A 13,651-nucleotide genomic window follows, 5' to 3' on the forward strand; every position below is an offset into this window, starting at 1 on the left:
GGCCCGCGCGATGGACACCGACGACCTCGCCGAGCTCATCCTGGACGTCCTCATCCACAAGGTCGCGGACATGCTCGACATGGAACCGGAGGTCATCGACCCGGAGGGCCACGGCTGGCACGAAGACGAATAGACGAATAGGCGAATAGGCGAATAGGCGAATAGAAACGCCCGGAGCCTCCGATTCTTGCGCGACCGTGCGATTCGAACAGTTCACAAGGAGGACGGGCACCAGTGACCGTCGGAAAGCCCGACCGGATCCTGCGGTTGTTCGGTCGGGTGCGCAACTATGATTGGGGCTCGCCCACCGCCATTTACGACCTGCTCGGCGAGGCCCCCACCGGCCAACCGGCCGCGGAGCTCTGGCTGGGAACCCATCCGGGCGCCCCATCCGAGGTCGAGACCGTCGGCGGGCTGCGGCCGGCAGTCGATGTCGTGGGCCCGCTGCCTTTCCTGCTGAAGGTTCTCGCCGCGGAGAAGGCGCTCTCGTTGCAGGTCCACCCGGACGCGGCACGGGCGCGAACCGGCTTTGACGACGAGGAAAGGTGCGGCGTTCCGCGCGACGCCACCTGGCGCCGCTATCGGGACCGTAATCACAAACCCGAGCTGATTGTCGCGCTCACGCCATTTCGCGCGCTCGCCGGAGTCCGTGACCCGCTACGGACCCTCGCCGTGGTGTGTGGCCTCGGTCACCCGCCACTGACTGCCGCGTTCACGCCGCTGGACGCGAACCCGTCCACCGGAGCCGCGACGGTTCTGCGCACGCTGCTGACGATGCCGGCCGAACAGGCGCATGCCTTCACCAGCGGTCTGGTCGAGGCCGCCGCCGCGCTGCGACCACCCGTGGACCCGGATGTGGCGGCAGCCGCCGACCTGGTGGGCCGCCTCGCCGCGGCACACCCCGGTGATGTGGGGATCGCCGCGGCGCTGCTGCTCAACGACGTGGCGCTCCAGCCGGGCGAGGCATTGTTCCAGCCCGCGCGCCTGCTGCACGCCTATGTCCACGGTGTCGGCATCGAGATCATGGCAACGTCGGACAACGTGCTGCGCGGTGGGCTGACGCCGAAACACATCGACGTGGACGAGCTGCTCGATGTTCTCGACCCGAGGCCAACCCCGGCGCCGGTACTCGCCCCCCGGACAATGCTGGCGACGGCTGGTCTCACCGTGCGTACCTGGGATGTGCCGGTGGACGACTTCCTGCTGGCCGAGGCGATCTGTCACCGACCGGCAGATGCGTCCCCGGCCGGTGGACGAACGGCCTGTGACGGACACATGCCGGTCACGCGTCCAGCCGTCCTGCTGGTCACCGAAGGCGCCATCGAGGTATACGGCACGGGCACCGACGTCATCCGGCTGCAACGCGGCCAGGCTGCGGTGGTCGCCCCAGGGTCGCCGGCATCGACGCAGCTCGGGCTCGCCGGCGTCGGCCGCGTGTTCCTCGCCTCACCCGGGCAGGGCACCTCACCCGGGTAGATCATAATCACCTGGCCGGGTTCGCCGGTGACCCGGACCTATCGGCGAAAAGCGGCCCGAGGGTCGTGGACCAGTGCCGGCGCCGACACCGTCCGCGGTGCCGAAGAGAGGGTGAGAACAGAGCTGCCAGCACCCGAACCGACGGTAAGCGCCGCCACCAGTGGACCACCTTGGGTAACCATCCGAGTCGCGTTCCCCGGCCCGACCGCCACCGTGCGTCCGGCCGGCACCGCAACCGGAGTCCCGTCGAACCAGACAGTCACGGCCGTGTCCGGTGCTGTGAGCACCAGGGTCCTCACCCCCTGGCCGGTGGCGGGGGGAAGCAGCGTGGCCGCCGTCGAAACAGGGTGAATCACATCCGCCGGGCCGACCCACCGGTATCCCGGTGCCGGGGCCAGGCCGGGCTGCCCAAACCCGGCCTGCCCCGGTCCGGCGGCCGGCATGGGCAGGCCGAGGGCAGCGATCACCGGACCACCGGAGCGCACCGTCAACCGCAGCGCCGCCACGCCGGCTCCGCCGGGCAGGGCCGGTAACCGGATCACGCCGCCACGTGGCACCCGCAGGTCCGCGAAACCCACCGGAATGTAACTCGCAGACGGTGTCAACAGATCCAGCCGGATCACCGCCGCCGCCTCGGGAGCGGCTACGACGACCCGCGCGTCACCGACGCCCGTTGCCGCGCCCGCAAGGAGCAGGGAGCCCGCCGGCCCGGCACCGGCCACCACGGGCACCACGGTCGAGTCCCGTGCGAACGGGCCGCCGGCACGGTCCAGGACCAGGGCGGCCAGACGCCCGTCACGCACCTGTACCCGCACCACGGTGGCGTCGGCGTCCGGCACCCAGGTCGCCAGGCGACGGGTCACGCTCGCCCGCGGCGGCACGACAACGCCGGTGGTGGCCCCCGCGCCACTGTCTGCACCACTGTCTGCACCACCGTCGGCGAACACGGTGATCTGTGCCCGCGCGGGTGTGGCCTCGGGGTTGGTGAGGACGACCAGCGGGTCCCGACCGGCCACCGTGGCAGGACCGACAAGCCAGAACTCGCTTCTGGGACGGTCGCAGCGAGCGATCACCGATGCGCGGCCGCCCGCTCCCGGTGCGGTCACCGTCGCGCTCAACCCGGCTGCCGCGGGGCCGCTCGCGCGGACAGCCAGCGGCTCGCCGCCACTCACCTGGACCGACGCCCGCCGCCGGACCGGACCGGAATGAAGATTCCTGACCTTGTCGCCCGCGGACAGCTGGACCTGCCCGTCCAGCACCGGTCCGCGGCCCGATCCCGGTGCGGGCACCGTCGCGCTCACCCCGCCACCGGCGGTCGCGACGTCGACCGTGACCGCGGACCCCGCCGGCGGTCTGAGATCCGGGCACAGCAACGTCGCCGACGTGATCGGCATCGGGAACCCCGCCGCTGGGACCGGCCGCGGCCGCCTCCCGTCCGTCGGCTCGATGAACACCGCGACGCACCACACGGCCACCAGGGCGAGGGTGCCGCCAACCACGACCGATGCCGCCCGGCGCAGGAGCCGGATCCGTCCGGTCATGGCCGCGATCCCGCGTGCGGTGTCGCCGCGGGCAGGTTCACCGGCCCCGCCGGAACCACGCGCCAGACCATGGCGTCTGCGAGCACCTGTTCGCGCACGAGCCCCGGTACCGCGTCGAGTACGGCGGTCAACGACGGTGGCGCATCCGGAAACGGGACGACGACCGCTCGCACGGCCAGGGCCGCGAGCTCACCTGCACCCCAGCTCCCCCCCACCGTCAGATCACCGACAATCGCCTCGACCGTGCTGTCGTCGACGGTGTGCCCGGTCGGGACCGTCGGGATGATCCGCGTCGTCCCGACGGGGTCGGCGAGGCGGGGGCCGCGGGCGCCGGTCAAGGTGTAGGCGACCGGGGAGCCCTGGGACGACTGACGCAGTATCAGGACGCCGGCAGTCCGCCCGGCAGCCGTCGCGACCGCGACCGCGGACGCCACCACGCCGCTGTCACGTGCGGCGGCACCGCGTGCGACCTCACCGCCCCACAGGAACGCGAAGCCGCCGGCAACCGGACTCGCAACCACTGCTCCACCGACGGCCACGGCCACGAACTGCCGCCAGCCGAAGGGATGACGCCGCAGCGCCGCACGCGCTCCCGACGCCGCGAGCGTCGCGGCAAGGAGCAACCCGGCGACGACAACCCCGAGTTGCGCGCCCGCCACGTCGTCACGGTCGGCGCCGCACAGGTGCCGCTCCACAGCGGCACCGACCAAGCCGATCAGGACAACGCCCCAGGCCGCGAGCACCGGCCGTCGGGTGTCGGCCCGGACAACCCCGATGACGCCCGCGAGTGCGGCGGGTACGAGCAGCGCGACGGTCAGATGGGCGGCGGTCAGATGGGCGGCGGTCAGATGGGCGGCGGTCAGATGGGCGGCGGTCAGATGGGCGGCGGTCAGATCGGAGCCGGTCAGATCGGCGGCCTGCGCCGAAGCCGGGATGGACCCGCCAAGCCAGCCCGATGCGGGGTCACGCATGCCGAGGGTTCCCGCCGTGAACAGCGCACCGGGATCGTCCATCACCGCCCCGCGCCAAGGCCACAGCCCGACCGCCGCCACGGCGGCCGGGACGAGCACGAACAGCAGTCGGCGGGCGCGACGCAGCACCAGTGTTCCACCGGCAAGGCCGACCACGGCGGACACGAACAGCGACGGCGAGCACATGACCGCGATGAGCAGCCGCACCGCAAGGCCACGAGCGGCGGGCCAGCCGCATCCCAGATTGCTCGCAGACCCGGGCGGCGCCGGACCCGCCACCACCGGCACCGCGGCCGCGAGTACACCCGGGACCGTTATCAGCGCAAGGACGACATCCACCCGCCCGACGGCAACCGCCCAGGTCATGGGTGGGCCGAGCGCATATCCCGCCGCGATGACCGCTCGAACCCGGCAATGATCACCCGCCCATCGGCCCGTCGACGCCCGCTGGCCGGTGAGCGGCCCGCCCGGGCCGCGCCGGAGCTGCCCAGCCGCGACATAGGCGGCGAGGCCCGCAAGCATCGGTCCGGCGAGCAGGACGACATCGGCGGCGAGCCACGGTTTGCCGCCGAGCACAGTCGCGAGGAGGGCCAGCACCACCAGCCACGGCGCGGCCGGCAGCGTGCCATGCACCGTCGACTGGAAAATACCGGGAACACCGGGGTTACCGTGCCCACCGGGCCGCCAACCGGACAGCACGGCCGACCACAGGTCGCCGGCACCATCGGGCAGCGGGAGCGGCGCGGCAACCCCGGGCATCCCGAAGCCCGCCGTCCCCGGGCCCCAGCCGGGACCCGCCAGGAAACGTGCGGCGCACATCGTCACGACAGCGAGCGCTGCGGCCAGGACCAGCCCCGGCCCGGTCGCCCGGCCACGCTGCCCCGCCCATTCACGCTGCCCCGCCCATCCAAGACGGGCACAAAGACCGGACAGCGGCTCCCAGACCGCGCGCAACCGGCTGCCCCGGGCGGTGAACAGCGGACGCAGGGCACGCGCGGGCACCCGGGCGCACGCTGCCCGACGGCGGCGCGCGTGGCGCAGCCAACCGGGACGACTGAACACCTCCACAGCCGCGGCCACCTCAGCACGCCCACGCCGGGCCCGGCCCCGGGCGGCAGCCCCGGCACCTCGCGCGAGCCCGCCGGGTACCAGCCACAGCCACGCCGGCACAACCCGCGCCGCCCCGATGTTGGCCAGTCGAACCCGCAGCTCGTCCCGCCGGACTGTCCGGTGGTCGAGCCGGTCGAGCCGGTCGAGGCATGGGTCCCGTTCGCCGCCGACGGCCGGCGCACGGCGGATCGTGGCGGGCGGAAAAACCACCACCCGCATCCCGGCGCGCCACGCCCGCCAGCAGAAGTCGATGTCGAACGCGGTAGGCAGCTCAGGGTCGAGCCCGCCGAGGAGATGCCATGCTCGGGCGCTGACAAGCGCGCCCGTCAGTGAGACCGCGAGGACGTCCCGGACGGTGTCGTGCCCTGCGTCGTCGACTTCCACCCGGTGGTCCACCCGGTCGAGTACGTGCGGGCCGATCACGGCGGCGCCCGGGTCCAGCAGGGCATAGGTCAGCAACCGCTCCAGCGCGTCGGGGGCCGGCACCGCATCAGCGGGTAGCAACCACAGGAATCCCTCGGCTGGCGCCGTGCCCGCCATCGCGAGAGCCTCGGTAACCATGGAACCGTAGGTGCGCCCCGGCGAATCGTCCCCGCCCACCTCCACCATGATCACCTGGTCCGGCACACGGGTCTGCCCGCGCAGCGCGCTGCGTGACGGTGCCGGTCCCGGCGCCGACATCACCACAAGCGCGACCACATCGACGGCATCAAGATCGACCGCATCCAGGCCGACCGCCGGGCGGTCCGGGCCACGACCCGGCACGGACGGACTCGGCCCGGCCGTCGGTGCGGCGCCCGTTGCATGCGACCGAGCGGTCACCACGCGCCGGATGGCTTCCAGCCGGCTTCCGCGGCGGGACGCTCAGACCGCCCGGCGGCGCAACCGGCGCCGTTCCCGCTCGGACATCCCACCCCAGATCCCGAACCGTTCATCCTTTTCGAGCGCGTATTCGAGGCACTCGTCCCTGACCTCGCAGCCCGAGCAGATGCGCTTGGCCTCGCGGGTCGAGCCGCCCTTCTCCGGAAAGAACGCCTCCGGATCGGTTTGGGCGCACAGTGCGCGCTCCTGCCACTCCGGTGGGTCCGCGAAGATGTCGTCCATGCCGATCTTGATGACATCAGCCGAGCTATGATCACGATGCTCGACGATTGCCGCGTCATCGGCATGCGCCGACTTGGCAGGTTCGTCGTCGTAGGCCGCATTTAGATCAAATTCGACAGCAATCAGCTCCCCACCGGCCTGGTGACCGGGGTCGGCCTGCCCTGGCCACCGGTCAACGGCCGTCCCGGCGGACAACCCGGTACGTGACCGGTGCGTTTCGGCGAGGACGATGTGGGCGCCCGCGTCGGTGCGTTCCATGTGGACTCCTCCAGACCCGTCGCGGTGCGGTCGGCCACCCCCCGGGCGCCGGCGCGCAGGTGACTGGTGTCCACACCGGTGGGGCAAGCGCTTTATCGCACTTTCCCCACCGGCGGGGGAAATGACACGCCGGTAATTACACGCGCCGAACTCGGCGACGTCAACCCCACCAGCGCAACATCTTCTACAACCAGCGATCAGACAATAGCTCACGGTAGCAAGATGTCATTACAGAGGGTCCCTGTTCGCAGCCCTGAGCGACACACATCAGCCCCTCGCACCCCCTGACCAGCCCATCTTACCGTCCGGAATTGCATAAATCCGTCATGAATTGTCCTTCTCATGACATCTCCTCTCATCCACCAGACTTCCGTGGACACGGTGCTACCGAGGCGCCGACCGACGAGCTCAGCGACCGGCCACCCACACCGGGACACCGGGACACCGGGACACCGGGACACCGGAGCTGAACGCAGGCCGTCGCCGCCGGTGCAACGACCCGCGAGCGGCGATCGCGGCCCGGCCGGCCCGGCATCCCGACGGTAGACCCCAGCTTTGGGCCCATTGTCCGACAGGACAGTCGATCAACTCACCGGCACGACGAAGTCGGGACCCAGGACCCGTCAGGAGATGATCGGAAGTACCCTACCGGCGGCGGCGGAAGGCTCGACCACGACATCCCGGCGGGCCGCGGCGAACCGCTCCGCGCCGACGGCTCCGTAGGTCGTGGTGCGCTGGCGTGCAGGCCGGCCCGCCCCGGCTGCCATAGCCTCCAGCTCGGCGATGGATCGGGCCGACCCGTGCTCGGAACCCGCCATGCGGCTGATCGTCTCCTCCATGAGGGTTCCACCGACATCGTTGACCCCGCCACGGAGGACCTGCTGACAGCCGTCCGGACCGAGCTTCACCCACGAACACTGGATGTTGTCGATCGCGCCGTGCAACAACAACCGGGCCATCGCGTGCACCGCCCGGTTCTCACCGACGGTGGGACCGGGCCTGGCCACGCCGGCCAGATAGATCGGCGAACTGTGGTGGACGAACGGCAGCGCCACGAACTCGGTGAACCCCCCGGTGCGCTCCTGGATGCGGCGCAGCAGCCGCAGGTGAGCCACCCACTGCGTCGGTGTGTCCACGTGCCCGTACATCATCGTGGCCGAGGAGGGCAGGCCCACCTCGTGCGCGGTTGTGATGATCTCCACCCAGGTCGAGGTCGGCAGCTTGCCCTTGGTCAGCACCCATCGCACGTCGTCGTCGAGGATCTCCGCGGCCGTTCCGGGGATCGAGTCGACACCGGCCTCACGAGCGGCAGTCAGCCAGTCGCGGATGGACAGACCGGTCCGGGTGACGCCGTTGACGACCTCCATCGGAGAGTAGGCGTGCAGGTGGAGACCGGGCACCCGCCGCTTGATCTCGCGGGCCAGCTCGAAGTACGCGGTCCCCGGCAGGTCCGGGTGGATGCCGCCCTGCATGCAGATCTCGGTCGCGCCCACCGCCCACGCCTGTTCGGCCCGGACACCGACCTCCTGCTGGGACAGGGTGTAGGCGTCGACGTCGTTGCGCCGCTGTGCGAACGCGCAGAACCGGCACCCCGTGTAGCAGACATTCGTAAAATTGATGTTCCGGTTGACGACGTAGGTCACGTCCTCACCGACCGTGTCCCGGCGCAGGTCGTCCGCGAGCCGGCAGAGCTCCTCCAGGGCCGTGCCGGCCGCGCCGAACAGCACCAGGGCGTCCGCGTCGCTGATCCCCGCCGGGTCACCGCTGGCGTGGCGCAGCGCGGTCCGCTCCGCGTCGTCCAGACGCACCGGCGCCCCCGCACGCGCACGCGCCCCCGTGCCGACGACCCCGTCAGCACCCGTACCGGCTGCGCTGACCTGCTCGCGCAGGATGTCCCAGTCGCCGTACACCGAGGCGAAGTCCGCTCGGCGGTCGGCCTGGCGGCCGGTGACGTCGATGGCTGCGTGCAGATCGACCCGGCCGCCGTCGGCGAGGCCGCCGTCGGGTTCCTGCCATGGACGGCCGACCGCGGCGGCTCCGGCCCGCAACAGACCATCCGGACCGGCCAGGGCGTCGACATGGGATCGCAGCCGCGGGTCCAGCCAGGGTTCGTCGAGATATGGCGGGTAGGCGGTCAGTCGCGGCCGCAGCGCGAAGCCCGCCGCCCGCGTGAGCGTGGCCAGCGTCTCAACCGCCGGCCAGGGGCGTTCGGGATTGACGTGGTCCGGTGTGACCGGCGACACCCCGCCCCAGTCGTCTATGCCCGCGGCCAGCAACAGCGCGCATTCGTCGACGTCGACCAGGTTCGGCGGTGCCTGGATGCGGATGGACGGCCCGAGAACGAGCCGGGCGACCGCGACCGCGGCCGCAAGTTCCTGCGCGCCGACGTCCGGCTCGCCCCGCATCGCCGTGTCGTCCTTGGCCCGGAAGTTCTGGACGATCACCTCCTGGATGCCGCGGTAGCGTCGGGCCACACCCCGGATCGCAAACAGGGTCTCGGCCCGTTCCACGCGGGTCTCGCCGATCCCCAGCAGCAGGCCGGTGGTGAACGGCACAGCCAGGCGACCGGCGTCTTCCAGCACCCGCAGTCGGCGCGCCGGCTCCTTGTCGGGTGAGCCGTAGTGCGGTCCGCCCGGCGTCGACCACAGCCGGGCCGCGGTCGTCTCCAGCATCATGCCCATGGACGGCGCGACCGGCTTGAGCCGAGCCAGCTCCGCCCAGGACAGGACACCCGGGTTCAGGTGCGGCAACAGCCCTGTCTCCTCCAGGACGGCGATGGCCGCGGCCCGCAGGTATCCCAGGGTCGATTCATAGCCATGGGAATCCAACCAGTCGCGTGCAGCGGGCCAGCGGTCCTCCGGACGATCACCCAGCGTGAACAACGCCTCCGCGCAGCCGGCCGCCGCACCCCGGCGGGCGATGTCGACGACCTCGTCGAGGGTCAGGAAGGGAGCGGGCAACCGCTGCGGGACGGTCGCGAAGGTGCAGTAGTGACACCTGTCCCGACACAACCGGGTCAGCGGGATGAACACCTTGGGCGAGTAAGTGATCGTGTCCGGACGCCCGGCGGAGCGCAGGCCCGCGTCACGGACCCGCGCGGCCGACCGGGACAGGTCAGCGAGATCCTCCCCGCGGGCGGCCATCAGGACGGCCGCCTCCACCGCGTCGAGGACCACGCCGTCACGGGCCCGCCGCAGCGCACGGCGCAGGGCCGCAGCACCGGGCACGAGCGGGTCCGCCATGACGGCCGGCATGACGGCCGGCACCGGCCGTGCGGACTCACGCGCGCCACCGCCGGCCGAACCGCCGGCCGAACCGCTATCCGACTTCCATGATTTCGTCATCTGCTCACCCGAACCTCAATAATCATCTGTCGGTCTCCTGCGGTCGGCGCCGTCGACAGCGTCCGCCGGCCCGCAGGCGCCAGGAGACCCCGGGTCAGCCGGTCATCCCGTCCGACCCGGACACGGTGGGCTGCTTGCGCGGAACCCACCAACGACGCCAAGGGTGTGGTAGGTACGGCACCGGGCGGCGAGTTGGTCGCAACGCTTTGACGCGGCGTCGCGCTGCGTCGGGGACCGGCCCGCCCGCTGGCGCAGCTCGGACCGCCTGGCGGCCTCCACCTGCGGATGACGCGCGCCAGCCAGCGCCCGGGCCAGGGTTGCGGTGACAGCGTCGAGGCTGTGCCTCATCACGATCGGCGGCTTCAACGCGATCACCGGCTTCATCACGATCGGCGGCTTCTTGATGTTCTCAGGCATGGACCGTCCTTCCGCTGTTCCAGCACCGGGTGCGGGATGTCGGGGCCGCCGACAAACGCCGTGGCGGACGTGCGGTCGCCTGGCACCACTCGCTGATCCGGTGCGCTGATCCGGTGCGCCGGTCGGCGCGCGCCCTCAGTCTCACCACTCTCTCGAAGGAGAATCAAGAGATAGAAGACAATAAGATCATCCACTACGTTCGGACACGATCAGTAGACCTGGGCCTCCCGCCTTCCCGCGACCCGCGGGTCCCGGGGTCGTTAAGCTGATCAGGTGCCGCGTAACCGCCAGGAAGTTCCGCGCGAGGAGCGGATTGACGCGCTGCTGGCCGTTGCTGAACAGCAGTTCCTCGCCCGGGGCTTCGCCGCCACATCCATCGCCGAAATCGCACGGGCCGCAGGCATCGAACCGGGTTCGGTCTACTGGTACTTCCGGTCGAAGGACCACGCGTTCGCTGCGGTCCTCAACAGACTCCTCGACGGTGAGGTCGACCGGATCGACACGTTCACCGGCGACCCGGCCGCGAAGTTGTTCGCCGCCCTCGACTCGGTCGAACGCCGACGATCCCTGCACCCGTGCGTGGCCGAACGAGCGCCACACTCAGCCGCGGTCATGGAGTATCACGAACGACTGCACGCCTGGCTCCACGACCTCGCGCTGGCCACGGTCACAGACCGGGTGGCCGAACCCGACCGGGAAATCGCCGCGGACGCGGTCGTGGCCACCATCGAAGGTGGCCTGGCCAACCCTGCTCCCGCGCGACCCACCAGCAGCCTCGTACGCTACCTGCTGGCGGCGTTCACAACCCCCCAGCCGCAAGAGCGGGCGCAAGCGACCGTCTCGTCCTAGGAGGCCGCTGAATAACGGCGTTCGATCCGCGAGCGGGCCGTCCGCGCCCGGCTGGCGAGGCGGAGGAGGCCCGGATAGTGGTGTTCTATCCGGGCCGACGACAACGACGCCAGGTGGGATGCGGGGGGACGCGAGCCGGACAGACGTTGTTCAGCGGCCTCCTAAAAGGCCGACCGATGGCAGGATGGCGGGACGTGAGGATCAGGTGAAGATCACAGCTCTCGCGGGTGGCATCGGTGGCGCCCGCTTCCTGGTCGGGGTGCAGGCGGCGTTACCGGACGCAGACATCACCGTGATCGGCAACACCGGTGACGACATCACCCTGCACGGCCTGCGGATCTGCCCTGATCTCGACACCGTCATGTACACCCTCGGCGGTGGTATCTCCCCCGAGCGTGGCTGGGGTCGCCACGGCGAGACGTTCACGGTGGCAGAGGAGCTGGCGGCCTACGGGGTGGGTCCCACCTGGTTCGGCCTCGGCGACCGCGATCTTGCCACCCATCTCGTGCGCACCCGGATGCTTGCCGCCGGCTACCCGCTCACCGAGGTCACCGCGGCACTCTGCCAACGGTGGAAGCCCGGCATCCGGCTGCTGCCGATGAGCGACGAACGGGTTGAGACGCATGTCGTCGTGGAGACCGACGAAGGCCGTCGAGCCATCCATTTTCAGGAGTGGTGGCTGCGGATGCGTGCCGCCACACCAGCCCTGGAGATCATTTCGGTGGGTGCCGAAGCCGCGCAACCCGCGCCCGGCGTTCTCGACGCGCTCGCCGACGCCGATGTCGTGCTCCTCCCGCCGTCGAATCCGGTGGTGTCCATCGGGTCGATCCTCGCGGTGCCCGGGGTGCGAGCGGCGCTGGCGCAGACGCCCGCACCGGTCGTGGGCATATCGCCGATCATCGGCGGTGCACCCGTGCGCGGTATGGCGGACGCCTGTCTCACCGCGATCGGTGTGGCCACCAGCGCCGGCGCCGTGGCTACCCACTACGGTGCCCGCCGGCGCGCCGCCCCTGGCGACGGGATTCTCGACGGCTGGCTGGTCGACACCGCCGACACCGGCACCGAGGTGCCCGGGGTCACCGTGAAGGCCCGTCCACTGCTGATGACCGACGTCGCGGCAACGGTCGAGATCGTGCGCGCCGCCCTGGAGCTCGCCGGTGTCTGACGCGCTGGAAATCATCGCCGTGACCGGAATCGGTGAGGTACGCGCCGGTGACGACCTTTGCGCGCTCATCGTGACGGCACTGTCCACCCGCGAGCTCCACCTACGCGACGGCGACATCCTCGTGGTCACCTCGAAGATCGTCTCAAAGGCGGAAGGACGACTCCTCCGCGTCGACGGCGACCGGGAGGCGGCCCGCCTGGCCGCCGTCGAGGCCGAAACCGTCCGCGAGGTGGCGCGGCGGGGGCCGACCCGGATCGTGCAGACCCGGCACGGGTTCGTCATCGCCAGCGCCGGGGTGGACGCATCCAATGTGATCAAGGATGAGATCGCCCTGCTGCCGGTCGACCCGGATGCCAGCGCCCGGGCGCTGGCGGACGGGCTGCACGCGCGCCTGGGCGTGCACGTCGCCGTCATCGTCAGCGACACCACCGGTCGGCCATGGCGGGCCGGCCTGACCGACCATGCCATCGGCGTCGCGGGCATGGCCGCCCTGCGCAGCCACGTCGGCGATGTCGACCCGTACGGCAACGAACTCGGCATGACCGAGATCGCCGAGGCGGATGAGCTGGCTGCCGCCGCCGACCTGGTCAAAGGGAAGCTGACCGGAGTGCCGGTGGCGCTCGTACGCGGATTCCGCGCGCGCGCCGACGACGGTCGCGGGGTCCGGGCACTGGTACGCCCGGCGGCTGAGGACATGTTCCGGCTCGGCACCGCCGAAGCCCAGCGGGCGGCGGTCAGCGCTCGGCGGACCATCCGCGAGTTCAGCGACCGGCCGGTGAATCCGGCCGCCATCGAGCGTGCGTTCGCGGCGGCCCTGACCGCGCCCGCACCGCACCACACCGCACCGTGGCGGTTCGTGGTCGTGACGCAGGCCCGCGACCAGCTCCTTGACGCGATGGCCACCGCCTGGGCCGCGGACCTGACCGCCGACGGCTTCGACGAGGCGGCGGTCGCCCGGCGGCTCGCCCGCGGGAACGTGCTGCGCCGTGCGCCCGTCCTGGTCATCCCGTGCCTGGTCACCGACGGCGCCCACGCCTACCCGGACAGCCGGCGGGCCGCCGCGGAGGAGCGGATGTTCCTGGTCGCGATGGGTGCCGGCGTCCAGAACATGCTGGTCTGCCTGGCCGCGGACGACCTGGGATCATGCTGGGTTTCGAGTACCTTGTTCTGCCCGGACGTGGTCCGCGCCGTCCTGGGGCTGCCGGCGCAGTGGCAGCCCATGGGTGCCGTCGGCATCGGGCACCCGGCGCAGGCGCCTGCCGATCGCCCGGCGCGCGATGTCGCCGCGTTCGTCGTCAACCGTTGACATCCTCTCCGCCTTGAAGGGCGGAGATTCCCGTCTGCTACACCGCTGTGGGCGTGAGCTTCGGGTGGGTTCCCGCTTCTCCGCGCGGTGCCGGCACAGGTGCCGGTCCT

At 71.3% G+C, this 13,651-nt stretch carries 9 protein-coding genes; 4 read left to right on the top strand and 5 right to left on the bottom strand.

All coding sequences use genetic code 11. From position 1 onward, the window contains the following. Positions 1-234: 234 nt before the first annotated feature. Positions 235-1,476: a mannose-6-phosphate isomerase, class I gene (gene manA, locus U9983_RS22580; protein ID WP_322755941.1), complete on the top strand. Its 1,242-nt coding sequence runs from the start codon at positions 235-237 to the stop codon at positions 1,474-1,476. 38 nt (positions 1,477-1,514) lie between these two features. Here the strand turns inward: manA and U9983_RS22585 are convergent, their stop codons facing one another. The 5 genes from U9983_RS22585 to U9983_RS22605 form a co-directional block, all read right to left on the bottom strand. After that, positions 1,515-3,017 (bottom strand): DUF5719 family protein, encoded by a 1,503-nt coding sequence (locus U9983_RS22585; protein WP_322755942.1) that lies wholly within the window; start codon positions 3,015-3,017, stop codon positions 1,515-1,517. Further along, positions 3,014-5,863, bottom strand: coding sequence for a glycosyltransferase (locus U9983_RS22590; RefSeq protein WP_322755943.1), 2,850 nt, complete (start codon positions 5,861-5,863; stop codon positions 3,014-3,016). Before U9983_RS22590 ends, U9983_RS22585 begins: the two co-directional genes overlap by 4 nt. A 99-nt stretch (positions 5,864-5,962) precedes the next feature. After that, a complete protein-coding gene (locus tag U9983_RS28055; protein WP_416210583.1) occupies positions 5,963-6,202 on the bottom strand; it encodes a WhiB family transcriptional regulator in 240 nt (79 codons plus the stop codon). Positions 6,203-7,083: 881 nt separating this feature from the next. Next, on the bottom strand, positions 7,084-9,714 hold the full coding sequence (locus tag U9983_RS22600; RefSeq protein WP_322755947.1) for a bifunctional FO biosynthesis protein CofGH: 2,631 nt from the start codon (positions 9,712-9,714) through the stop codon (positions 7,084-7,086). Between the two features lie 192 nt (positions 9,715-9,906). Continuing rightward, positions 9,907-10,221 (bottom strand): hypothetical protein, encoded by a 315-nt coding sequence (locus U9983_RS22605; RefSeq protein WP_322749346.1) that lies wholly within the window; start codon positions 10,219-10,221, stop codon positions 9,907-9,909. Between the two features lie 273 nt (positions 10,222-10,494). On the opposite strand from U9983_RS22605, the gene U9983_RS22610 reads away from it, so the two are divergent. From U9983_RS22610 to U9983_RS22620, 3 genes are all read left to right on the top strand, one after another. Beyond that, positions 10,495-11,070, top strand: coding sequence for a helix-turn-helix domain-containing protein (locus tag U9983_RS22610; RefSeq protein WP_322755945.1), 576 nt, complete (start codon positions 10,495-10,497; stop codon positions 11,068-11,070). Positions 11,071-11,275: 205 nt separating this feature from the next. Continuing rightward, complete coding sequence (gene cofD / locus U9983_RS22615; RefSeq protein ID WP_322755948.1) at positions 11,276-12,235, top strand: 2-phospho-L-lactate transferase; 960 nt, start codon at positions 11,276-11,278, stop codon at positions 12,233-12,235. Then, positions 12,228-13,541 (top strand): coenzyme F420-0:L-glutamate ligase, encoded by a 1,314-nt coding sequence (locus U9983_RS22620; RefSeq protein WP_322755946.1) that lies wholly within the window; start codon positions 12,228-12,230, stop codon positions 13,539-13,541. The genes cofD and U9983_RS22620 overlap by 8 nt, the downstream gene beginning before the upstream one ends. The last annotated feature ends 110 nt before the right edge of the window (positions 13,542-13,651 follow it).

Source organism: Protofrankia sp. Cas3 (assembly GCF_963555955.1).
GTDB lineage: Bacteria > Actinomycetota > Actinomycetes > Frankiales > Frankiaceae > Protofrankia.